This window comes from Flavobacterium soyae, assembly GCF_021245985.1.
Taxonomy (GTDB): Bacteria; Bacteroidota; Bacteroidia; order Flavobacteriales; family Flavobacteriaceae; genus Flavobacterium; species Flavobacterium soyae.
In genome coordinates this window covers 109,490-134,492 of record NZ_JAJQXA010000004.1, presented here as the reverse complement: position 1 = coordinate 134,492, position 25,003 = coordinate 109,490, and the positions used below count along the sequence as shown (strand labels likewise).

23 protein-coding genes are annotated in these 25,003 nt (G+C 29.6%); 19 read left to right on the top strand and 4 right to left on the bottom strand.

Annotated elements, in window-relative coordinates:
* Positions 1-2: 2 nt before the first annotated feature.
* Complete coding sequence (locus LUU93_RS07100) at positions 3-236, top strand: putative signal transducing protein (RefSeq protein ID WP_232679746.1); 234 nt, start codon at positions 3-5, stop codon at positions 234-236.
* Positions 237-1,053: 817 nt separating this feature from the next.
* Entirely contained in the window at positions 1,054-1,485 is a 432-nt protein-coding gene (gene rpiB, locus LUU93_RS07095; protein ID WP_232679744.1) for a ribose 5-phosphate isomerase B, read from the top strand.
* 156 nt (positions 1,486-1,641) lie between these two features.
* Here the strand turns inward: rpiB and LUU93_RS07090 are convergent, their stop codons facing one another.
* Positions 1,642-1,911, bottom strand: coding sequence for a DUF1294 domain-containing protein (locus LUU93_RS07090; RefSeq protein WP_232679742.1), 270 nt, complete (start codon positions 1,909-1,911; stop codon positions 1,642-1,644).
* Positions 1,912-2,111: 200 nt separating this feature from the next.
* Between LUU93_RS07090 and LUU93_RS07085 the strand changes: the two genes are divergently transcribed.
* Positions 2,112-3,404 (top strand): Fic family protein, encoded by a 1,293-nt coding sequence (locus tag LUU93_RS07085; protein WP_232679739.1) that lies wholly within the window; start codon positions 2,112-2,114, stop codon positions 3,402-3,404.
* Between the two features lie 57 nt (positions 3,405-3,461).
* On the top strand, positions 3,462-5,585 hold the full coding sequence (locus LUU93_RS07080; protein ID WP_232679737.1) for a Tex family protein: 2,124 nt from the start codon (positions 3,462-3,464) through the stop codon (positions 5,583-5,585).
* Between the two features lie 102 nt (positions 5,586-5,687).
* Here the strand turns inward: LUU93_RS07080 and LUU93_RS07075 are convergent, their stop codons facing one another.
* Positions 5,688-5,870 carry a Sec-independent protein translocase subunit TatA/TatB gene (locus LUU93_RS07075; protein ID WP_232679735.1) on the bottom strand — a complete coding sequence of 61 codons (183 nt, stop codon included), beginning with the start codon at positions 5,868-5,870 and terminating at the stop codon, positions 5,688-5,690.
* Between the two features lie 212 nt (positions 5,871-6,082).
* Between LUU93_RS07075 and LUU93_RS07070 the strand changes: the two genes are divergently transcribed.
* The 15 genes from LUU93_RS07070 (at position 6,083) to LUU93_RS07000 (ending at position 22,883) form a co-directional block, all read left to right on the top strand.
* The gene (locus LUU93_RS07070; RefSeq protein ID WP_232679733.1) at positions 6,083-6,583 is read left to right on the top strand and encodes a peptidase; all 501 of its coding nucleotides are present in this window, start codon (positions 6,083-6,085) and stop codon (positions 6,581-6,583) included.
* 11 nt (positions 6,584-6,594) lie between these two features.
* Entirely contained in the window at positions 6,595-8,079 is a 1,485-nt protein-coding gene (locus LUU93_RS07065; protein WP_232679730.1) for a GH3 auxin-responsive promoter family protein, read from the top strand.
* Positions 8,080-8,215: 136 nt separating this feature from the next.
* On the top strand, positions 8,216-9,895 hold the full coding sequence (locus LUU93_RS07060) for a DUF6909 family protein (RefSeq protein ID WP_232679728.1): 1,680 nt from the start codon (positions 8,216-8,218) through the stop codon (positions 9,893-9,895).
* A 9-nt stretch (positions 9,896-9,904) separates the two neighbouring features.
* Entirely contained in the window at positions 9,905-10,897 is a 993-nt protein-coding gene (locus LUU93_RS07055) for a hypothetical protein (RefSeq protein ID WP_232679726.1), read from the top strand.
* A gap of 105 nt (positions 10,898-11,002) precedes the next feature.
* The gene (locus tag LUU93_RS07050; RefSeq protein ID WP_232679724.1) at positions 11,003-12,238 is read left to right on the top strand and encodes an oligosaccharide flippase family protein; all 1,236 of its coding nucleotides are present in this window, start codon (positions 11,003-11,005) and stop codon (positions 12,236-12,238) included.
* Positions 12,239-12,255: 17 nt separating this feature from the next.
* Positions 12,256-12,909: a class I SAM-dependent methyltransferase gene (locus LUU93_RS07045; RefSeq protein WP_232679722.1), complete on the top strand. Its 654-nt coding sequence runs from the start codon at positions 12,256-12,258 to the stop codon at positions 12,907-12,909.
* An 18-nt stretch (positions 12,910-12,927) separates the two neighbouring features.
* A complete protein-coding gene (locus tag LUU93_RS07040; RefSeq protein WP_232679720.1) occupies positions 12,928-13,920 on the top strand; it encodes a glycosyltransferase in 993 nt (330 codons plus the stop codon).
* Positions 13,910-15,178: an O-antigen ligase family protein gene (locus LUU93_RS07035; protein ID WP_232679717.1), complete on the top strand. Its 1,269-nt coding sequence runs from the start codon at positions 13,910-13,912 to the stop codon at positions 15,176-15,178. The genes LUU93_RS07040 and LUU93_RS07035 overlap by 11 nt, the downstream gene beginning before the upstream one ends.
* A 539-nt stretch (positions 15,179-15,717) precedes the next feature.
* Positions 15,718-16,383: an O-antigen ligase family protein gene (locus LUU93_RS07030; protein WP_232679715.1), complete on the top strand. Its 666-nt coding sequence runs from the start codon at positions 15,718-15,720 to the stop codon at positions 16,381-16,383.
* Positions 16,376-17,431 carry a glycosyltransferase family 4 protein gene (locus LUU93_RS07025; protein ID WP_232679713.1) on the top strand — a complete coding sequence of 352 codons (1,056 nt, stop codon included), beginning with the start codon at positions 16,376-16,378 and terminating at the stop codon, positions 17,429-17,431. Before LUU93_RS07030 ends, LUU93_RS07025 begins: the two co-directional genes overlap by 8 nt.
* 8 nt (positions 17,432-17,439) lie before the next feature.
* On the top strand, positions 17,440-18,564 hold the full coding sequence (locus LUU93_RS07020; RefSeq protein ID WP_232679712.1) for a glycosyltransferase: 1,125 nt from the start codon (positions 17,440-17,442) through the stop codon (positions 18,562-18,564).
* Positions 18,565-18,801: 237 nt separating this feature from the next.
* Positions 18,802-19,551 (top strand): hypothetical protein, encoded by a 750-nt coding sequence (locus LUU93_RS07015; protein ID WP_232679710.1) that lies wholly within the window; start codon positions 18,802-18,804, stop codon positions 19,549-19,551.
* 153 nt (positions 19,552-19,704) lie between these two features.
* Positions 19,705-20,688, top strand: coding sequence for a UDP-glucuronic acid decarboxylase family protein (locus LUU93_RS07010; protein WP_232679708.1), 984 nt, complete (start codon positions 19,705-19,707; stop codon positions 20,686-20,688).
* Positions 20,689-20,748: 60 nt separating this feature from the next.
* Positions 20,749-22,116, top strand: coding sequence for an undecaprenyl-phosphate glucose phosphotransferase (locus LUU93_RS07005; protein WP_232679705.1), 1,368 nt, complete (start codon positions 20,749-20,751; stop codon positions 22,114-22,116).
* Complete coding sequence (locus tag LUU93_RS07000; protein ID WP_232679703.1) at positions 22,116-22,883, top strand: glycosyltransferase family 2 protein; 768 nt, start codon at positions 22,116-22,118, stop codon at positions 22,881-22,883. Before LUU93_RS07005 ends, LUU93_RS07000 begins: the two co-directional genes overlap by 1 nt.
* Before the next feature lie 178 nt (positions 22,884-23,061).
* Here LUU93_RS07000 and LUU93_RS06995 read toward each other — a convergent pair whose 3' ends face one another.
* Complete coding sequence (locus LUU93_RS06995; protein WP_232679701.1) at positions 23,062-23,583, bottom strand: ORF6N domain-containing protein; 522 nt, start codon at positions 23,581-23,583, stop codon at positions 23,062-23,064.
* A gap of 41 nt (positions 23,584-23,624) precedes the next feature.
* Positions 23,625-24,935 carry a phenylacetate--CoA ligase family protein gene (locus LUU93_RS06990; RefSeq protein ID WP_232679699.1) on the bottom strand — a complete coding sequence of 437 codons (1,311 nt, stop codon included), beginning with the start codon at positions 24,933-24,935 and terminating at the stop codon, positions 23,625-23,627.
* Positions 24,936-25,003 lie beyond the last annotated feature (68 nt).

The following is a 25,003-nucleotide window of genomic DNA, read 5'->3' as shown; positions in this document are numbered from 1 at the left end:
ATATGGAAAGCTTTAAGACGATCGCCGTATTCAATTATCTGCACGAAACAGTGGTTCTCAAACACTTACTAGAACAAGATGAAATCCCATATTTTTTCGAAAACGAAGTAACACTTTCTGTTATGCCGTTTTACTCAAATGCGCTCGGCGGGATTAAACTCAAAGTTCATCCAAACGATTTTGAACAAGTTCAGGAAATTTTGGACAATCTAAACAATCCTCTTAAAATCGTTTAAACTCTTTCTTTTTTCAAACTAAAAATTTTTTTTTCCTTTTCAACTTTTTTAGTTTTCAACATATATTAAATACAACAAAAAAGAAATTTTAAATTTAATTAATTTTTGATGGTTATTATAGCTTGTTAATATGTCGAATAAATTTATTTTTAAAAGTATTGAAATGAAGTTTCTTTTAGTTATTGGGAGTTATCAACATAGTTATTTTTAGCTAAAAGATTAATTTATAAGACTTTTTGTATTTTAATTAACAACGGTTGACAACCAAAAATGAATTCATTTTGTAGATAAGTTCATATGCTGCTATTTGTTGAAAATGGCATTTTTGATATTGATAACTTTTCTAAAAATTCCTGTAACTTTTCTTGCATATTTAATTCCAGTTTTGGATTAGGTATTTTTTTCAAACAACCAAAAAAAACTTCTAATTTTCTTTTCGAACTTATCAACAAATAATGTTAACTTAAAGTTAATTGAATATCAACGAATTACGAATTGGTATTAACATTCTAAAATTTTAACAAATGTTATGTTTATTATTTATTGATTATGAGATACTTATATACTTATCAAAAATGTTGATAAGTGATAAGGTTTTGATATCAAGATAGTTGTAAAATGATACATTTTTTGTCACGAATTTGCTTCGCCTGTTCGCTATCGCTCGAGTTACGATGTACACTAATTATTATAATGATTTTCTAACAGTAAGATTTAAAATAACGACTAAAAAGAAATTCGTGAAAATTGGTGAAATTCGTGACAAACATTCATTAATTAAGTAAATTTGCATTACAGAACTTAATAGTATAAAAAAATGAAAATTTCGATAGGAAACGACCACGCAGGACCAGAATATAAAAAAGCAATTGTTGCAATGCTTGAAGCAAAAGGATATGAAGTAACGAATTATGGAACTGATACTGATGCTTCTGTTGATTATCCTGATTTTGGACATCCGGTTGCGAATGATGTATCTGATGGAAAAGCTGATTTTGGAATTGTTATCTGCGGAAGTGGAAATGGAATTGCAATGACGGTTAATAAACACCCTAAAGTGAGAGCTGGATTATGCTGGACTAAAGAAATTGCGTATTTAACCCGTTTACATAATGATGCTAACATTGTGAGTATTCCGGCGCGTTTTACTTCTATTCCGCAAGCGGTTGAAATTGTCGAAACATTTTTAACAACAGTATTTGAAGGCGGAAGACACCAAAACCGAGTTAATAAAATAGCTTGCTCTTAAAAAGTCAAAAAAAATCGGGTGCTTCGCACCAAATAAATAAAAATACACCGGGCGGATTTATTAAAATTCATCCGGTTTTTTGTTTAATTATTTAAAATACAGCTAATTAAGTTAGATGTAATCAGTAGAAATTTAGGTTATTAACAATGTTAATATCTATCTTTTGTTAGTGAAGTAGAAGTAAACCAAAACAACCTGAATCAAAAAAATCAGCGAGAATTTGACAATAAATGAAGTTTTACTCGTTTTATGTTTGTAGAAAAACATCGCTGTTAATAAACCAGGTGTTCCTCCAATCGCTTCAAGAAAAAACAAAGTATTTTCGGGAATTCTTCGTTTATTTTTTCGAGCTTGATGTTTATCATATCCGGCAAGAATAAAAACGATGGTATTTATAAATAAAAAATAGAGTAAAAAAATTTCCATGGGCATAATATTCAAAACAAAGATATTATTTTAGCCGAATCATTGAGGGATTTTCTAGTTAATTTTAATAAGAAAAATATATTAATTTTTAAAAAAACCTATAAAAAACAATATATGTTCTTTTCAATTCTTGCCAATTCTTTTAAAATTAGCAAGAATTGAAATAAAGTTTTACATTTGTTTCCTAAACAAATTTACTTATGATTGAAAGTACACCAGGAATAGTTTTAGATAATTCAATTATTTCAAATCTTAATGAGCCAAAAATTATGGCAAAAATTAAAGATATGAATAATAGTTATTTATATTGGGATAAAGTCAAATATAAGAAAGTTGATGGACTATCGCCCGAAGAATTATGGAATACTATTAAATTAGTTAGAAATATTAATTATAAACAAATAAAATTTTCAAATGTAATTTTTAATTATTTTAACACGGATTACATTCAAAAATCATTGCATGAATTTGATATGAATATCGGCGGATATATGGGATCACAAAAAATAATTCCTGAATCTGATAAAGCTAGATATTTAGTAAGTTCAATAATGGAAGAAGCTATTTCAAGTAGTATAATGGAAGGAGCAAATACTACTCGAAAAAAAGCAAAAGATATGCTTAGAAAGGATACAAAACCTATAAATAAATCTGAGCAGATGATTGTGAATAATTATTCAACTATAAAACATATTTTAAAAAATAAAAGTGAAGAATTAACTCCTGAAAATCTTTTGCAGATTCATAAGTTAATGACAAAGAATACTTTAAAAAATGAAAATGAAGAGGGAACCTTTAGAGAATCAAATGATATATATGTTATTAATTATTCTACAAGTGAAATAGTTCATACACCACCAAATTTTGGAGATATAAATAAATTAATTAAAGAACTTTGTCAATTTTTTAACTCAGAAAAAGAAGATTTTATACATCCTATAGTAAAGGGAATTATAATTCATTTTATGATAGGATGGATTCACCCTTTTACAGACGGAAACGGAAGAACGGCAAGAGCTTTGTTTTATTGGTATCTTTTGAAAAAAGGATATTGGTTAACAGAATATTTATCTATATCAAAGATAATACAAGAATCTAAAAATCAATACGAAAAGGCTTATTTATATACAGAAAATGATTCAAATGATTTATCTTATTTTATAACATATCATATTGAAGTTATGCATAAAGCCTTTGAGTCTTTAAAAAATTATATTCAGGAAAAACAGCAAGAAAATTTACAAATTGTGAGTTTCATTAAAATACCAAACATTAATGAGCGTCAAGCTCAAATTTTAAAAACATTATATGATGAGCCTGAATGTGTATTTTCTGTAAAGGAGGTGCAAAATAGATTTTCTATTGCCAATTATACAGCACGTACGGATTTAAATAATCTTGTAAATATGGGATACATGGAAATGATCTCAGTAAATAAAGTAAAACAAAATTATATTAGATCTGCGAATTTTAGCAACTTAATTAAAAAATAAACAATTCTTGCCAATTCTTATAAAATTGGCAAGAACTCACAAACATAGTTATTAACAATGACAAATATTCAATTCATTGCCAAGTCAGTTCAGGCGCCTGCAGTAAGTATTCAAAACACTGTAAAATTATTAGAGGAAGATTGTACTATTCCGTTTATTTCGCGTTACCGAAAAGACGCAACCGGAAATCTTGATGAAACTGTAATTGAGCTGATTGCAAAATTGCAAAAAGATTATGATACACTTGTAAAACGTAAAGAAGCAGTTCTGAAATCTATTGAAGAACAAAAAGCACTTACGCCAGATTTGAAGAAAAAAATTGAAGAAAGTTTTGATTTACAGGAAATAGAGGATTTTTATCTTCCGTACAAAAAGAAGAAAAAAACAAAAGCCGATGTTGCCCGCGAATTTGGTTTAGAGCCTTTGGCAAAATTGATTATATCTGAAAGTGATGTTGATATTGATTTTCTTTCTACACAATACATCAATGAAAATGTTATCAACGAAGAAGCAGCAATTCAGGGTGCAAGAGATATTGTAGCCGAATGGATTAACGAAAATATTTACGTTCGTAAACAGCTTCGTAGATTGTTTCAGCGTAAAGCAACAATTGGAACTAAAGTTGTAAAAAAGAAAGCCGAAGAAGAAGGAGCACAAAAATTCAGTCAATATTTTGATTGGGAAGAACCTTTAACAAAAGCGCCTGCGCATCGATTATTAGCAATGCTTCGTGCAGAAAATGAAGGTTTTATAAAAATGAAAATAGATGTTGATATCGACGATGCTTACGATGTTATTGACGAAATCATCATTAAAAAACAAAATAATACAACAGCCCACTTGCAATTAGCAATTGAGGATAGTTACAAACGTTTGTTGAATCCGGCAATTGGAAATGAAACTTTACAGGAAGCAAAAGCAAAAGCCGATGCTAATTCAATTCAGGTTTTTGCTAACAATTTAGGACAGCTATTATTGGCTCCGCCTTTAGGAGAAAAACGAATTTTGGCAATCGATCCGGGATTTAGAAGCGGTTGTAAAGTAGTGTGTCTGGACGAAAAAGGCGATTTATTATACAACGAAACGATTTATCCGCACGCGCCTCAAAATGAGGAATCAATGGCGATTAAAAAAATCCGTTCGATGGTAAATGCGTATCAAATAGATGCGATTTCTATTGGAAATGGAACGGCTTCAAGAGAAACGGAATTTTTCATAAAAAAAATCGCGTTCGACAAACCAGTGCAGGTTTTTATCGTTTCAGAAGCGGGAGCTTCTGTTTATTCGGCGTCAAAAATTGCGAGAGAAGAATTTCCAAATTATGATGTAACAGTCCGTGGATCAGTTTCTATAGGAAGAAGACTTTCAGATCCATTAGCCGAATTGGTGAAAATCGATCCAAAAGCAATTGGAGTTGGACAATATCAACACGACGTTGACCAGACTAAATTAAAAGAAGAATTAGACAGCACAGTAATTCGCTGCGTAAACTCGGTTGGAATTAACATCAACACAGCAAGTAAACATTTATTAAGTTATGTGAGTGGAATAGGAGAGAAGCTGGCTGAAAATATTGTACAATACCGTTCTGAAAACGGGCCTTTTGAAGACAGAGAACAGCTGAAAAAAGTTCCTCGTTTGGGTGATAAAGCATATCAGCAAGGAGCAGCATTTATTAGAATTACAAATGCTAAAAATCCGCTTGATAATTCGGCGGTGCATCCAGAGGCTTATCCGGTTGTAGAAAAGATGGCGAAGGATTTGAATATTTCGTTAAATGACTTAATTGCAAATAAAGAGAAAACGGCGCTTATTAAGCCAGAAAAATATGTAACGCCTGAAATAGGTTTACTTACACTGAAAGATATCATAAAAGAGCTTGAAAAGCCTGGATTAGATCCAAGAAAGTCGGCTAAGGTTTTTGAATTTGATGCAAATGTAAAATCAATCAAAGATTTGAGAACCGGAATGATTCTTCCGGGAATTGTTAATAACATTACCAACTTTGGCTGTTTTGTTGATATCGGAATTAAAGAAAGCGGATTGGTTCACATTTCGCAGTTAAAAGCCGGATTTGTAAGCGACGTAAACGAAGTGGTAAAATTACATCAGCATGTTGATGTTAAGGTTACTGATATTGATGAGGATAGAAAGAGAATTCAGTTGACGATGGTACTTTAGAAAAAATCCAATTTTTGAAACACCAAAATCCAATTGAAGATAAAACAAAAAAATCCCAGACTACAATTTGTAATCTGGGATTTTTAATAATAAGTTTGAAGGTTACTCTTTTGTTTCTTCTTCTTGTTTTTTAGCAGGAGCAGATTGATCGTCTTTAGCAGCGTTTTTAAATTCCTTAATTCCACTTCCTAAACCTTTCATTAATTCTGGAATTTTTTTACCTCCAAAAAGTAATATCACAATACCTACGATAACAAGGATTTCTGTAAGACCTAATCTTCCCATGACTATTATATATTTAATGCCGAAGCAAATTGATTTTTATTTTCACCGCAAAGGTATATAGAATATACGAACAAGAATGGTTTTTGAGTCAAAAAATTTCTTTTTAAGTGCGTTAAATATTTTATAAAATCATTATATTACTGCAAATGCTCATTTTTCGCAAGCATCAACAATGCGATTAATTACTATATTTGCTTGTATAAATAACCAAAATGGCTAAGAAAAAGAGAGACTTTAGGAAAAAATTATTCATCAAAAACCGACTGGTAATTTTGAATGAAGATACTTTTGAAGAAATTTTTTCCTTCAGGCTTACGCTAATGAATGTGTTTGTAATGTTTACTTTAGGCGGAATATTTCTAATTCTGGTAACAACTTTCATTATTGCTTTTACTCCTTTGCGCGAGTTTATTCCGGGTTATTCTTCATCGCAGTTAAAAAAAAATGCAACAGAATTGGCGATAAAATCTGATTCATTAGAAAGAGCACTCAAAAAAAATGAAGCATATATTAAAGGAGTTCAAAAAGTATTGAATGGTCAATTAGAATATGCAAAATTTAATAAAGATTCTATTATAGGTGAAGCAGATGAACCGTCAGATTTAAATATGAAAGCTTCTGAAGAAGAAATTAAGCTAAGGGAAGAAGTGGCAAAAATAGAGAAGGAGACTAGCCCAAAAAAGGGCAATAAAAACAAAAGTGACAAAAAATAATACCGCAAAAAATGTCAATTAAATCGATAGCAGCAAAAATATTTGCCCGCAAAATATATAACCAAACTCTTTCCTGGGCCAATAAACCGGTTGAAACTCAACTAGAAGTTTTTAAAAGTCTGATTGAAAATGCAAAGGAAACCGAATTTGGAAAAGACCACCATTTTGAAAAGATAAAAACATTTGAAGATTTTCAAAAAAACGTTCCTATTCGGGATTATGAAGATTTAAAAAATTATATCGAAAAGGTTAAGGCTGGTGAGGAAAATATTCTGTGGAAAGGGAAACCGATTTATTTTGCCAAAACATCTGGAACAACTTCTGGCGCCAAATATATTCCGCTTACAAAAGAATCAATGCCTACGCATGTCAATGCCGCTCGAAATGCAATCCTGCATTATATAAACGAGACTGGAAATGCAGATTTTGTTGATGGTAAAATGATCTTTTTACAAGGAAGCCCCATTTTGACTGAAAAACACGGAATTAAATTTGGAAGACTTTCCGGTATTGTAGCGCATTTTGTTCCGAAATATTTGCAAAAAAACCGAATGCCTTCTTGGGAAACCAATTGTATTGATGACTGGGAAACGAAAGTAAATACAATTGTAGACGAAACGATTAATGAAAATATGTCAGTGATTTCCGGAATTCCATCCTGGGTACAAATGTACTTTGAGCGTTTACAGGAAAAAAGCGGAGGAAAGAAGATAAGCGAAATATTTAAAAACTTTAATTTGTTCATTTACGGAGGCGTAAATTACGAGCCTTACCGCGCTAAGTTTGAGCAGATGATTGGAAAAAAAGTTGACAGCATTGAGCTGTTTCCGGCTTCTGAAGGATTTTTTGCATATCAGGATTCTCAAAAAGAAAAAGGAATGCTTTTATTGCTGAATTCCGGAATTTTCTACGAATTTATTAAAGCCGATGAATTCTTTACCGAAAATCCAAAAAGATATACAATCGGCGAAGTTGAATTAGGCGTAAATTATGCTTTAATAGTTTCTACGAATGCCGGACTTTGGGGTTATAATATTGGCGATACGATTCAATTCACCTCTTTGGCTCCGTATCGTGTCATAGTTTCAGGACGTATCAAACATTATATTTCTGCTTTTGGAGAACATGTTATTGCAAATGAAGTAGAGAATGCAATGAAAGAAGCAACTGCAGGAACCAACATAGTAATAAACGAATTTACCGTTGCGCCGCAAATCACGCCAGCAAAGGGATTGCCATATCATGAATGGTTAATTGAATTTGAAAAAGAACCGGAAAATATAGAAACTTTTGCAGAAGCGATCGATGATTCGATGCGAAAGCAAAATATTTATTATGACGATTTAATTACCGGAAATGTTTTAAGAAAAGTTGTTGTCAGCAAAGTTTCAAAAAATGGATTTCAGGAATACATGAAATCGCAAGGAAAATTAGGCGGACAAAATAAAATTCCGAGATTGTCGAATGACAGAAAGATTGCGGATAATTTGAAATAGAATCACCAATTTTATTAATCTCTTCTAACAATTTGTTAAATACCATTTTACTGAAATTACATATATAATTCCTACTTTCGCTTGTCAAAAGTTAGAATGATCTTCACTATTTTGAAGATTTTTAAAATAAAATAGAATGAAAGAAACCAAACATATATCAAGATCAAGAGCTCAGGAATCATCTGCAGCGATAGAAAAAATGTACATTACAATGCGCCATTTATTTAACCGTGGTTTTTACAAACCAATGGGAGTTTCTGGTGACAGTTTACGCGAATCATTATTAGCATTACGTCCGGAAATCTACGGAAATATCGCCGAAGAAAAAGTAGAACTAAACGGACTCTTGTACGTTATAGAACGTCTTCCGATAGGAATTGAACAATGTAGATTCATCAACTTAACTTCAGACGAAGGATATTCTAAATCTCATTTCCAGCCAATTGTTCCTCCAAAAAGAAGAAGAAACTGCTACAGAATCGACGAAGAACAAATGAATGTTGAAATTACACGTGGACGTTCGGACATTTATGATATTCTAACGCATTTGACTTTTATTTTCATCGAATCTCACAAAATTAAAAACAGAGTTTTAATTGACGACGGAGGAGAAGTTTCGAGAGACTGGTTAAAATTAGAACAAGCCGTTACGCAGACAAAAAAGCTTTCGCAGATTGAAAAAGAAAAAGCGATTTCACACGTTGCTAATATTTTGGCCAGAACTTTTGAAGAAGTTTTAGATATCTATGATGCCTTTGGTTCAGAAAATGCTCCAGATCGTTTCCTGCATGTTATCTATTGGTTAGGAAAATTAGCGATCGAAGAAATTGTAGAAAACAACAAAAGAACGATAACTTTTAGTCCGGTTTTACGTGAACGTCTTGGACATCATATTCACGGAGAAATCTGGGCAACAAACATCAAAGAAGTTCTAAAAGCAAACGATCTTTTAAAACGTCCAATTCACGTAATAAGTGCGAATATGCACAGTGTGATGAATTCGATTTTTGCAACACCTTTATTAACATCAAAATTTAAAGGAAAAACAGATTTCTTTATTTATGAAGAACTGAGCAATTCGGGATCAAAAGAAATTAGAAGCCAGGTTGAAGAACTGGCGTTAAAAAACGGAATGATTTCTTTGCCGGACACTTCAGGAACAAACATCGACGTTCAAATTTTTGATACGGTCAAAATTGACTGGTCTAAAACCGCATTTCCAAAAACAAAATCAGAAGAAGAAAATCCAGTTATTATAGTTATGGATTATGCTTTTGGAGAACAGGCTTATGAAACAATCGACGAACTTTTAAAACCATTTAAAAAAGAAACGTTACTAAACGTAAAATCAGTTTCGATTATGGGTAAAGCCGGAATTTTGGAAGGCGGAAAAGGCGATATCATGATTCCTTCGGCACATATAAATGAGGGAACAGCAGATAATTATTTCTTCGAAAATGAATTAACAGGAGCAATGTTCGAGGGAAATGACATTGACGTTTATGAAGGCGCAATGGTTACCGTTTTAGGAACGTCACTGCAAAATAGAGACTTATTGAAATTTTTCCATGAATCAACATGGGGAGTAATTGGTCTTGAAATGGAAGGTTCATATTATCAAAAAGCGATTCAGTCGGCTTCAAAAATTAGAAAAAGCGTGCCGCACGATATTAAAGTTCGATATGCTTATTATGCATCAGATAATCCATTAGAAACAGGAAGTACATTAGCCTCAGGCGGATTGGGAACAACAGGTGTAAAACCAACTTATTTGATCACAATTAAGATTTTAGAGCAGATTTTCAACATCAAATAAAAACCAAAAATGAGTACAAAAGTACCACAACATAATACTGATCAAGAGATTGATCTATTTCTGATTTCAAAAAGTATAGGCAGGTTTTTTGATAGAATAAATACTGCTATTTTTAGATCAATTCAGTTTTTAATTCGAAATTGGATTATTGTTGTAACATTACTTTTATTAGGATTTGGATTGGGTTGGTATTTGGACTCAAGTAAAAAATCATTTCAAAATGAGATTATTGTAACACCAAATTTTGGAAGCGTTGATTATTTGTATTCGAAAATTGATTTAATTGATGCAAAAATTAATGCCGGTGATACCGCTTTTCTAAAAAATGTGGTTGGAATTTCTCATCCTAAAGCAATTAAAAAAATTGAAATTAAACCTGTTTCTGATGCTTTTAAGTTTGTAGAAGATAGAGAACAAAATTTTGAACTTATAAAGTTAATGGCTGATGAGGGTGACATCAATAAAATTTTAATTGATAATGTTGTAAGTAAAAATTATACTTATCATACCATATCTCTTATTTCAAGTGAATTAGTTGGTGAAAAAGATTTTATAGAACCGTTACTAAAATATTTAAATTCTTCAGAATATTTTAACTCTGCCCAAAAAATAGGGTTTCAAAGCATGAAACAGCAAATTGCTCAAAATGACACTATTATTGCTCAAATAGATAATGTTTTAAGCGGTTTTTCGAATACAGTAAAAAACACGAATAAAAATGATAAGTTGGTTTATTACAATGAAAATACTCAATTGAACGATCTTATTAAAACCAAACAATATTTAGTTGTTGAGCAAGGAAGAAACAGACTAAAATTATTAAGCTTTGATAAAACGATTAAGGAGATCAATTCTACTTTAAATATAAAAAACACAAAATCACTTAACGGGAAATTAAAAGTTATATTACCCATTTTGTTTCTTTTCTTGTTTCTTGTATTGAATCTTGTTCTTAAATTCTATAAAAAACAATTATTAAAGCAAAAATTAATTGAACCATAAAATAAGTCAGGTTAATCATTTACTTATAGATAAGTTGAACTGATAAGAAAAGAATAGACTCTATTATTTGATATTAATTGTATTTATAGACCGATTCGCTAATAAATGAAAAAGAATACAATAATAGATTATCTAACGTATGGTTTCGGGCAGTTAATAAACTTAATTGCACCCTTATTAGTAGCTCCAAAAGTCATTTCGGTATGCGGTATTGAAAATTGGGGAAAGATTGGCGTTGCATTATCTGTTTTTACATTATTGGGATTGTTTATTGATTTTGGCTCCAATATTCTGGGAGTTAAAGAAATCAGTATTAATAAAGATAATTTTCGCAAAACTCAGGAATATTTAAACACTTCGTTTGCGATTAAAATTATCAACTTTTTAATACTATTTCTAGTCATTATATTAACAAGTTTGATTTTTAATAATATTGATAAAAAGCTTTATTTACTGGCATTAACACTTTTATCTGGTCAGTTTTTTAATATTACATGGATTTATCAGGGACTGGAGAAATTTGGGATTATAAACAGACTTATATTCTTTTCAAAAATAATTTACATCTTAGTAGTTTATCTTTTAATTCTAGAGAAGAAAGATTATTTTTTGGTTTTATTTATACTAGGAACGTCAAATACCTTAGTTTATTCATTTTTTTTTATAAAAATCTGGAAATCATATCAGTTGTCTCTTTTTAATATTAAAAGAGATTCAATTATAAAACAGTTTAAAAACGAATATCCTATACTAATATCTAACTTTTCTATTGCCGCATATGTACAAAGCCCTATTTTAATAATTCAATATTTACTTGGGGATTATTACGCCGGAATTTATAAAATTGGCGATATGATTCTCAACATTTTCCGAAGTTATTTATCTGTTTTCTTTAATGTTAGTTTTCCTAAATTTTGTGAGCGTTACAGTAAAAGTAAGAAAGAAGGAATTCTATTTTTAAAAAAAATAAACGGTATTAATATTTCATTATTAATTTTTGGAATTGTAGTTATTATAACCGGCGGCGTTATTTTTATAAATAACTATACAATAGAGGATAAAATTTATAACCTTCTGGGTTTTTATTCAGGGTTTATAATAGTGCCAATTATTACGGCTTTAAATATTCCTTTTTATCAATATTTAATTTACAAAAATGAGCAGAAGTTATTATCTAAAATTTTATCTTTCGGCTCTGTAATGATGTTGATTTTAGGTTATTTTTTAACCTCATTTTTCAAATTACAAGGAAGTTTGACTGCCGTTTTTTTAATAGAAGGATTGATCACAACTTTGATAATACTATTTTGTATCCAGAAACACAAAATTAAAGACATATAAAATCTGCGAGTAACAATATGCAAGAATCTTATTTAGATAAAGAAAAAGGATATTTTTCAAATATTCGAAAAGATATTATTTCTTTTATAGGTACATCAAAAGATCAAACGATATTAGAAATTGGTGCCGGCACCGGCGCGACTTTATTAGAATTAAAAAATAAAGGCGCTGCAAAAATAATAATGGGATTTGATATCGTTGATGTTAACCAGAATAAAGAAAAATTTGATTCTTTTATTATTGGAAATATAGAGCAGGATAATCTTCCTTTCGAATTAGATTATTTTGATAGTATACTGTTGCCAGATGTTTTAGAACATTTAATAGAACCACAAAAAACAATTCAAAAACTAATCCCGCATTTAAAAAAAGAGGGGCATTTTTATATTAGTTTACCTAACATAAGAAATTTTGAAGTTTTTTATAAAATCTTTATTAAAGGAAGTTTTGAGTATACAGACGAAGGAATTTTTGACAAAACACATATCCGTTTTTTTTGTAAAAAAGATATGCTAAAACTAATGAGTTTATTTCCTGAGTTAGAAGTGCAAAAAATAGAATCAAATTTGAAGCACCTTTCTTCAATGAAAACAACCTTGAACAAAATTACTTTAGGTGTTTTTGAACAATTTTTAAGCACACAATACTTTTTGAAAGTTAGACGAAATTAAAAAAATACAACACTATTAATGAATAAGAAAGTATATATTGTTCTTTTAAATTATAATAACTCTGAGGATTCTATTGAATGCTTAGAAAGTATTTTAAAATTACATTATACCAATTATCAAATTATTATTATCGATAATAGTGAAACATTGCAGTATTTTAAAGAGCTGCAATTATGGGCAGAAGGACAATCTTTATCCTTTTTGAGTATTGATGAAAAGTATTTTTTATTAGAAAGTAAAAAAGAAAAAATACTTTTTGTAAAAGCAGAGGAGAACAAAGGTTTTGCGGCAGGAAATAATTTGGCATTACAATATATTTTAAATCAAAAAGAACAAGATTCCTATATTTGGCTCTTAAACAATGATACCGTTTTAGAAAAAAACAGCCTTACAGATATTGTTTCTCAAATTGATAAACAAGACATTTCAAACTCAAAAATTATTTATGGAACGGCTTTATTAGAATATGACAATCCGGCAAAAGTTCAGGCTTTGGGAGGTTTGTATCATCCAAAAACAGGATTAACATCACATTTAGGAGAAGGAATTTCAATTAATGAAGCGATTTTAAATTTTGATAAAATAGTTGAAAAAGCAAGTTATCCCATAGGAGCTTCTATGATAATTAAGTATACTGATTTAGAATCAATAGGGTTGTTATCAGAAGATTACTTTTTATTTTATGAGGAACTTGATTGGATTTCCCGAGCAAAACAAAATGGCGGAAGTTTAAAAATATTACCGGTTTTTGGAATTTATCACAAACAAGGAAATAGTACAAAGTCAAAAATTAACGAACAAAAATCTGAATTTATAGACTTGGTTTCGATGAATAGCCGAATTACTTTTGCTAAAAAGTATAACCGAAAAAACCTTGGGTTTATTTATCTGTCGATTTTAACTTTAACTATTGGGAATCGAATTTGGCAGAGAAATTTTAAAATAATTCCAAAGATTTTAAAAATGGTTTTTAGTAAAAGCAAAAAATTAAAGCAATCAAATGAAAATTGATATTAGAAAAGTTTTTTTAGTGTTTCTGCCTTTTACTCAGGCACTAACATTGAATATTTTTTTTCCACTCAAAATATCTGAAATTGCTCTCGTAATTTTACTGCTGTTCTATATTAATAAAAAAACAATTTCAAGAGACACTATTTGGTTTTTTAACAACAATTACATAATTGTATTAGTAGCGCTTTTGGTCACGTTATCCTTTATCGTAAATATATATTGGAATTATCCTTATCCGCCAAAAGTATTTCCATTTCGAATAAATAGAGTTGGAGATAGTTTTATTAGAGTTTGTTATTTTTATTTGTGCCTGGCAGCTTATTTCGTATCCTATAGATTATTTAAAAAAGATATAAAAATTTTAGAAACATGGGTTTTGGGAGCTATAATAGCAGCTGTCTACGGATGGTATTTGTTTATATCTTCAAAATTAAACATACCTTATTTTAAGCTTCCGGGAATCGAGGAACCACAAATGCTAGAAGGCTTTATCAGATCAAGTACTTTTAAAGAAGGCAATTATTTTGGATTGTTTTTATTACTATCGGCATCCGTTTCATTTTATTTAAAAAAAATGGTTCATGGCTGGTTTTTACTTTTTAGTGTGATTGTATCAATGTCTACAATTTCAATACTTTCAGTATTTATTTTTATTTTCTTTTTTTATAAAAAAGAACTTCTCAAATTAAGCTTTCTTATTAAAGTTATTCCAGTTGTAATTATAGGTATATTAATACTTACTCAAACGGAATTCTATCAAAAATATGTATACGGAAAACTGTTCGATCCAACAAAAACGCTTACTCAAAATAACTTTTCAAAAGCAGACAGGATTATTACCGGAAATGTTGCTTTTTATTCAGGAATAGAAAATCCTTTTTTTGGAGTTGGTCCTGCAAATTATGGGCTTCATTACGATCACTATAATAAGTATAAAAAAATTGTGGTGAATAGAAACGCATATTTTGATCATTTTGCACAACGAAAAAATGAAAGAGCAATACCCAATAATGTATATTTAGAAGTTTTCTCAGAATATGGTGTAATTGCTTCAGTGCTATTTTTGCTATTTCTGTTTTTAATTTTAACGAAGGCATATTATTTAAAAGAAGACTCTATTACGGCAGGTATAATTTGCATCATTTTATCTTTTAATGCATTTCCGTCCTTCATTATGCTTTTTATTTGGGTTTTTCTGGCAATACCTTTTGCTATTCATAGAAATAAATTAAACGAACAAAAACTGATAACAAATTAATTTTGTCAATCAAAAAACAGATTATTATGATTCAAGATGTTGTTAAGAAATTTAAAATAGAATTAGCTTGTTTATTTTTCATAGCATTCTCATTTGTGTTTAAAATATCTTTGGCTACACCGGCTATTTTGCTATTGTTGCTTTTGAATGTTTCAAAAGTAAAAAACCAGAACAATAATTTAACGGTTAAATTATTAAGCCTGTTGTTTGGATCAATTTATGTTTTATACATTTTATCTTTCCTTTTCAATTATGATTCTTCCACGAAATTAATTGTGAGATCGCTCGGTTTTATATTTATTCCGGGAATGTTTTTAGTAAAAAAATTCAGTTTTGAGGAAATTAAATTTTTTATTTTTTCCTTTTTGCTTTTGCAGTTAATACATTTATTATACATTGATTTTATTGTATTACAATATCAGTTTTTTTCAGACTCTAAAAGCTTTGAAAACTTTACAGCTTTAGTAGAAAACAAGTTTATTCTGGAAAGACCTTATTTTTCTCTAAATTGTCTACTATCCATTTTTTGTATTAAATTTTTGCTGGATAATACAACAATTAAAAAGGTAATTCTTTATTTATTTATTGGTTTAATAATATTCACTTTGTTTATCATTGCAGCAAGACTTGCAATGGGAGTTTCTGTTTTGCTTTGCTTTTTTATCTTTTTAAAACAACGAAAAACAGTATACTTTGTAGGACTTGTGGGCGTTTTATTTGTTATGGTTTTTACTAATCAATATATAATCCAAAGATTAACTGTTGAAAAAGGAGAACCAAGAATTGTAATTTGGAAATGCGCTAAAGGAATAGTCGATGAAAAAAACTTTAATTATTATGTTGGAACTTTTAGCAGTGAGCAGGTTGATGCAAAATTAATAGATTGTTATAATTCAAAAGAAGTATTAAGCGGTCCATATTGGTGGATTGGAAAAAAGAATTTTAAATACAATACACACAATCAATATATTTGGTATTTTGTTACTTATGGTTTCTTGGGACTTACTTTGTTTTTAGGAATTTTTGGTGTTCAATTTTGGAACTTTATAAAAAATAAAAATGGTTACTCATTTTTTTTTATATTCATTTTTTCATCCCAAAGTTTATTTGAAAACCTTTTAAGCAGGCAACTCGGAATATATTTGTTCTTATGGTTTTGCTACTTCTTTGTAATCCGAACTGAAAATACCATTCAAGATGCGTAATAAAATAGTAGTCAATGGTCGTTTTTTAACTCAAAAAGTTACTGGGGTTCAGCGAGTAGCTACAGAAATAAGTAAAAATCTGCAGCAACATTATAACGAAGAAATAGTTTTTCTATGTCCAAACAAACCCTTCTTAAACCCTGTTTCAGAATCATTAAATTGTAGAAAGATAGGTTACTTTTCAGGTTATTTTTGGGAACAAATTGAATTACCCCTTTTTTTATTTTGGAATAAAGTTTCCTTATTAATTAATTTTTGTAATACAGCTCCAATTTTGTTTAAAAAGAATGTGATAGTTGTTCATGACATGGCTGTAAAAGAGAATAAAGATTGGTTTAACTGGAAATTTGCTTTTGTTTACAGCATATTGTTTTATTTCAATTTAAAAAAGGCTTTAAAAATAATTACAGTTAGTAATTTTTCTAAAAAAGAAATTTTAAAATTTTATCCCAATATTGAGCCGTTAAAAATAGATGTTGTTTACTTGGCAAGTCTTTTTAGTTTTAATGAAGAAGTAAACCAAAAACGCGATTATTTTATAGCCGTAAATTCATTAAATCCCAGAAAAAATATTAAAGTAATTTTAGAAGCTTTTAAAGCATTAGATCTGCATCAATTTAAATTAAAAATTATTGGAGGTTCTTTTAATACTATATTTAAAAATGATCTTTTAGAATCTGATGGCTTGAATGTTGAATTTTTAAATGACGTTTCAGATGTTGAGTTAAAAAAAGAAATGGAAGGAGCAAAAGCACTTATTAACGGTTCTTTTTACGAAGGATTTGGGCTTTCTGCACTTGAAGCAATGAGCGTTTCTACGCCATGTATTTTGTCAAATATTTCGGTGTATAAAGAATTATATAATGAAACAGCATTGTTTTTTGATCCTTATAAACCTTTAGAATTAGTACAAAAAATAAAAGATTTAATTGATTTAGAAAACTATACCGATCTTTGTAAAAGGTCATTTGAACTATCTCAAAAATTCAAATGGGAAATAACGTCACAGCATTATATTTCTATAATTGAAAATTTGAAAAATAAATAAGAACAACTTTGAAAAAAGCACTAATTAACGATTGGTATTATGTGAATGGAGGTGCCGAAAAAGTAATTCATTCCATTAACTCAATTTGGAATAATTTTGATCATTTTGCATTAATAGATTTTCTAAATGATGAAGATCGAAATTTCATTCTTAATGGAAAAAAAGCCAAAACGAGTTTCATTCAAAATTTACCAACAGCAAAGAAAAACCACCGTAAATTTTTGCAGTTATTTCCATTAGCAATAGAACAATTTGATGTAAGCAATTATGATTTAATCATTAGTTCATCTTCAGCTGTAGCAAAGGGTGTTGTAACAAAACAAGAACAATTACATATTTGTTATTGTCATTCTCCTATGCGTTATGTATGGGATTTACAAGAAGAATATTTACAAGATGCCAATTTAAATAAAGGCATAAAAGGGCTTTATGCCAAACATGTTTTAAATAAAATAAAAAAATGGGACGTTGCAAATTCAAAGAATGTTGATTTTTTTATTGCAAATTCAAATCATATTGCCAAAAGAATAAAAAGGATTTATAATCGGGAATCAATTGTGATTTATCCGCCTGTTGATGTTGATTTTTTCCAATTAGAAGAACAAAAACAAGATTATTATTTTACAGCCTCGCGCTTAGTTTCGTATAAAAAAGTTAGATTAATTGTAGAAGCTTTTAATGAACTGCCTCATTTAAAATTAATCGTTGCAGGAGATGGACCAGAATTTAAAAAACTGCAAAAAATAGCCAAAAGCAACATTAAACTTGTTGGTTTTGTAGATTATGAAACGCTTAAAAATTATATGCAAAAGGCAAAAGCATTTGTTTTTGCTGCTCAGGAAGATTTTGGAATAATTCCTGTTGAAGCACAAGCTTGCGGAACTCCAGTTATAGCTTTTGCAAAAGGAGGAGCTTTAGAAACTGTTGTTGAAAATGAAACAGGTATTTTCTTTAATGATCAATCATGTAAAAAGATTAAAGAAGCTATAATTGCTTTTGAAAAAACAGAATTTGATCCTAAAAAAATTCGGGAACATGCCATGAAATTTTCTAAGCAGCGATTTGAAAATGAAATGAAAGAATTTGTTGAAACAAAGTTTAAGGAACATATAAAGCTTTTAAAAAAGTATTAAAAGATGCTTCAAAAAAATATTTTACAATTTTCTCTTTAAAGGAGTGATCTTTCCAAATACCAAAGTCAAGTAAATAGACTTTTCAATACCTCAAAATTAGCAAAATTTAGAAATTTAATTTTAAACACAAAACAAGAAAAGTTTTGTTAAATATTAAGTTAAAAATAGTTAACAAAAATGTTGATTTTAACAGTAAAACAACTATTTTTAAAAAATTAAATTTCAAAATTTTAGAACATGAAAAAAATACTTTCAACATTAACATTTTTTATTTCTGCAATGTGTTTTTCGCAAATTTATGTACCTTATGGTACTATATATGCTACTACAAATTCCAGTACAACAAGTAATATTGGAATCGCTGTCGCAGACCCAAATGAAAAATTAACAATTGATGGAAATATAAATCTTATAAATCCGGTAAATGTGTATCGAAAAATTGGATTTACAACAACAGATAGTTTTTCAAATGCTCAAACAAACAATATACCAATAGCAAATTATGGAATGACAATGAGTAGATTTGATAGTTCTAGCTCATCGCCAACAGTTTCATTATCTGGGTGGAATGGAATTAATTTTTATACAAATACTACTGAAAGAATGAAAATAAGCGGTTCTGGAAAAGTAGGAATTGATGTAACAACGTTTCCAACAAATCCACTTTATGCAAACTATAAACTTTTTGTAAAAGGAGGTATCTTAACAGATGAAATTCGTGTTAGTTTAAGTTCAAATGGAACTTGGGCTGATTATGTATTTAATGATAATTATAAATTAAAGCCTTTATCTGAAGTAGAAAGTTTCATAACTGCTAATAAACACTTACCAAATGTTCCTTCTGCTAAACAAGTAAAAGAAGATGGAATTAACGTATCAGAGATGTTTAGAATTCAACAAGAAAAAATAGAGGAGTTAACACTATATATTATAGAGCAGAATAAAAAAATAGAAGCACTTGAAACGATAGTAAAATCTAAGAAATAGTATAAAAATCATTTTTAAAAAGAAGAATGATTTGATTTTAAAAACAGCATTTATATATTAAATAACTGCCTAATTAATTTTAGGCAGTTTTGTTTTTTATGATAGTTCTATAATTTTCAAAACACTTACATTTGCGTTGTATAAATAATCATTATGAAAAGAATACTTATTACCGGAGCAGCGGGTTTTTTAGGATCACATTTGTGCGATCGATTTATCAAGGAAGGTTATTTTGTTATTGGAATGGATAATTTGATTACTGGAGATCTTAAAAACATTGAGCATTTATTCAAATTAGAGCATTTTGAATTTTACCATCACGATATTACAAAATTTGTCCACATACCTGGAGACTTAGATTATATTTTACATTTTGCTTCACCGGCAAGTCCTATAGATTACTTAAAAATTCCAATTCAGACTTTAAAAGTTGGTTCGTTAGGAACGCACAATTTGTTAGGATTGGCAAGAGTTAAAAAAGCTAGAATTCTTATCGCTTCAACTTCTGAAGTGTACGGAGATCCTTTAGTACATCCGCAAACCGAAGAATACTACGGAAACGTAAATACAATTGGGCCCAGAGGCGTTTATGACGAAGCTAAACGTTTTCAGGAATCAATAACGATGGCTTATCATACTTTTCATGGAGTAGAAACCAGAATCGTTCGTATATTTAATACATACGGACCAAGAATGAGACTAAATGACGGACGTGTAATTCCTGCATTTATTGGGCAGGCACTTCGCGGAGAAGATTTAACTATTTTTGGAGATGGTATGCAGACCCGTTCATTTTGTTATGTTGACGATCAGGTCGAAGGTATTTTTAGATTGCTGCATTCTGATTATGTATATCCTGTAAACATTGGAAATCCGGATGAGATTACTATAAAAGATTTTGCAGAAGAAATCATAAAACTTACAGGTACAAATCAAAAAGTAGTATATAACCCATTGCCTGTAAATGATCCATTGCAGCGTCAGCCGGATACGACCAAAGCAAAAGAATTATTGGGATGGGAAGCAAAAGTAAGCCGTTCCGAAGGGATGAAAATTACTTATGATTATTTTAGATCACTTTCTAAAGAAGAACTTTCTAAAGAAGAACATAAAGACTTTTCAAGTTATATTAAATAATATCAATTAGAATTGTTTTCGAACTATATAAATTTGTATACCATAGTACAGTAGCTATATATGACTGCATTTCACACAGGAAGATATTCAAAATATATTCGGCCAATAAGTATTTTAATCGACCTGTTTGTGATCTCGATAGTCAGTTTTTTTGTTTTTAATAATCAGGTTTCAAATATCTGGATACTTATTTTATATCAAAATGCAGCATGGGGTATAGTTGCATTTTCGATTAAATTTTACAATGTATACCGTTTTACGACGCCAATAATTATTGCATCAAAAATAATAAAACAAGCAACTCTGTTTCTTCTAACGATTATTGCATTTTTCCCATTTTCAAGACAAGCGATTTTTAGCGAGTCAAAGATTGTAGTATTTATAACTTTGATTCTAGTTCTGGTTACGGTTTTTAAATTTGCTTTGTTTTTTTATCTAAAAGAATATAGAATTATAACCGGCAGTAATTATAGAAATGCTGTTATTATTGGGTTTACGCCAGAAGCGATTCGATTAAAAGATCTTTTTGAAACAAGAAGAGATTATGGATATAGGTTTCTGGGATATTTTTCAGATAAAAAAATAAGCCAAAAAATTACAGGTAAACTAGCTGATTTAAAATCCTTTGTGATTGAGAACGAGGTCGACGAAATTTATTGTTCTTTAAATGAAGTTTCGAATAAAAGTTTGAAAGACCTGATTGATTTTGCAGATGAAAATAACAAAACCATAAAGTTTATTCCAGATACAAAAGAGATTTTTTCGAAAAACTTAAAAATAGATTATTACGATTTTTTTCCGGTGCTTTCGTTAAAACAAACAATGCTTAATGAGCCGGCAATAAAATTTATGAAACGCCTTTTTGATGTTTCATTTTCAATATTAGTGATTGTTTTTTTGTTGTCATGGTTAATTCCGTTACTGGCGATTTTAATAAAATTAGAATCAAAAGGACCGGTATTTTTTAAGCAGGGAAGACCAGGAATAGAAGAGAATGAATTTGTATGTTATAAATTCCGTTCGATGTACATTAATAAAACAACAGAAAAAGAAGCTTCAAAAGACGACCCTCGTGTTACAAAAATGGGACGATTTATGAGAAAAACAAGCATCGATGAGCTTCCGCAATTTATAAATGTTTTGTTAGGAGATATGTCCGTCGTAGGACCAAGACCGCATTTATGGTCTCAGAATAAAGAATATGGTAATAGGGTTAAAAAATACATGATTCGTCATTGTGTAAAACCCGGAATTACCGGATTAGCACAAGTAAGCGGATTTAGAGGAGAAATAACAGCAGAAAGAGACATGATTAACAGAATAAAATTTGACGTTTTTTATATCGAAAACTGGTCTTTAATTCTAGATTTAAAAATAATTTCGCAAACGATAATAAACATTTTTAAAGGCGATAAAAAAGCATATTAATGAACAATCTGGTATCTATTTTAACACCGACATATAATACTGAAAAGTTTATTAGAGCTACTATAGAATCAGTTCAAAATCAGACGTACCAAAATTGGGAAATGATTTTGGTTGATGATGCGTCGACAGATGAAACGGCCAAAATTATTTCTGATTTTGCAGATAAAGACAGCCGAATAAAACTCTTCAAATTACCTAAAAATTCCGGAAATGGCTTTGCAAGAAATGTTGCTTTAGAAAAAGCTTCCGGAAAATATATTGCTTTTTTGGATGCCGATGATTTGTGGTTTACAAATAAACTCGAAAAGCAGCTTCAGTTTTTAAAAGCAAACAATCTACCATTTACTTTTAGTTTTTATGATTGTATCGATGAAGAAGGTAATAATTTAAACAGAAGAGTAGAAGCGCCTTTAAACCTAACGTACAATCAATTGTTTTTTTGCAATTACGTTGGCAATTTAACCGCCATTTATGATGCAGATTACTTCGGAAAAATTGTAATTGAAGCTACCCAAAAAAGACAAGACTGGCGTTTATGGCTTACGATTTTAAAACAAATCAAAGAAACAAAACCAGTTCCAGAACCTTTAGCTTTTTATAGAATTAGAAAAGATTCTATTTCATCTTCAAAATTTAAATTGATAAAACACAACTTTGGTGTTTATCGAGATTTTCATGGTTTTAATTTCGTGTCTTCTGTTTTATTGATGATACGATTTCTATTTACTCAGCTGGTTATAAAACCAAGATATATAAAGAAAGTTTAAATATTCTCTCTAAGGTCGCAAATTGCGACCTTGAAAAATCGCGATTAGAATTTGGAGGTCACAATTTGTGACCTCCAATTATCAAATGAAGTTGTTTTAAGATAGAATATTCGCAAAAACTTGAGGTCGCAAACTGTGACATCAAGTTTCTAAGGTCACAATTTGTGACCTTAGAGAATTAATTTTTATACCCAATCTTGATTCTTTCAATTTCATTTTCTTTTTTCTCAGTTAGTTCATCTAAATAAGAAAAAACCAGTTCAATATTTTTATCATGATTCTCTAACTTCTTTTGAATGTGAAGAATATCAACTTTAATTTCTGTTGTATCGAGAAGCATTTTTCTCACTTTCGTGAAAATACGCATGATTTGAATATTGGTTTGAATCGCTTTGTCGCTTTTTAACACGCTTGATAGCATTAGAACTCCATGTTCTGTAAAAACAGAAGGGAGTTTTCTAATTCCTCCCCAACTTGATATCACAAATTGTGATTTCAAGTTATTAAATTCACTTTGTGATAATTCAAACATGAAATCTTCAGGAAATCTAGCAATGTTTCTTTTCACTGCTTGTTTCAAAACTCTTGTTTCAATTCCATAAAGTAGAGCTAAATAAATGTCAATCATCACTTTTTGACCACGGATAAAATATATTTTATTAGAAATACTTTCTTCAGAAAGCAGAGATTGATCGTCCATAAGTTTTTATTAGAAAAACAAATGTAAGATTTTATTTATATTTATAAATATGATTTAAACTGTTTTAATTTCCCACGATTGGATCTTTCTAAAACAGATTTTCTTGTAAAAGTGAAGTTTAAATTGGGCTCTAAATATAAATCTATGGCTTCTTTTATTTTTTGAATTTGTTGTGAAACCAATTCTTTTTCAGCAGCATATTCAATTTCAAAAGTATCTAAATGAGTTTGTTTGATTATAAATTCTTTTACGTTTCCATCATCTTCAATAATGCTTTTGGTTACATAATAAAATGTCAAACCAGGAGATTTTTTCCCGCTTGGCAAAATCGCAACATCATTTGTTCTCCCAATTAATTTTTTTAAGATAGGCTTTTGAGGAGTACTTTTTTCATCGAGAATCCCAATGTCGCCAATTTCATATCTGATAAAAGGGTTTGCTTTATTGAATAAAGATGTAATTACGATTTTGCCTTCTTTACCGTAAGGCAGAACCTCATTGTTTTCATCTAAAATCTCTACAAAAAGAGTTTCAGCATTTACCTGCCATTCGCCTTGTGGATTTTCAAAAGCAATTAAATCAAGTTCAGAAGCGCCATATTCACTGATAATTGGAATACCAAATTGTTTTTCCAGCAGTTTTTTATCCGTTTCAAAAAGCATTTCCGAAGTCACAAAACAAGCTTTTAATGTTGGACAGATTTCATTTAATATGATATTTTTTTGTTCTAAAAATTTAGCAAATAATACAATAGAACTGGTATAACCATTGATATAATCGAATTTTTTCGATCTGAATTTCTGCAGAAATTTCTCGAAAATTTCATCAGATAAATCAAAAACCGGAAATCTAAAACGATGCGTTAGAAAATCTTTGAAACGTTCTTTTTGATATCCAATAAAATCCATCGGAATTCCATAAAAGCGTGCTTGGTACGAATGATTAAAATCAATATTAAACCAGCCAAAACGCATTATATTTGACGCCCAGGTTAAGGCGTGCGAGTATTTATCTTTAGCAAAAACAAAAGGAGTTCCGCTTGATCCGGATGTTTTGTTGAGGTAAATATTGCTTTTTGAGTAACCGTTTGAAAGTCTTTCTTCGAGTGGTTTTTGTAAATTTTGTTTGTTCAAAATGGGTAAATTTTCCCAATTTTGAACATTTATATTTCCAACTAATTCTCTATAAAAAGAATTATTCTTTAAATGAAAATCAACAATTTCTTTCTTTTTACTTTCGAGAAATGAAACATATTCTTCTTCAGAAAAATGAACAATTTTATCCAATTCGGCTTTGGCTTTCTTTATAGGAAAACCATTTAATTGAAGGGAAAGATCAAAAAGACGAATCATTTTTAGGATAATTTTCGTCAAAAATAATATTTACCAATTACTAACAGCGAAGAATCAACAAGTTTTTA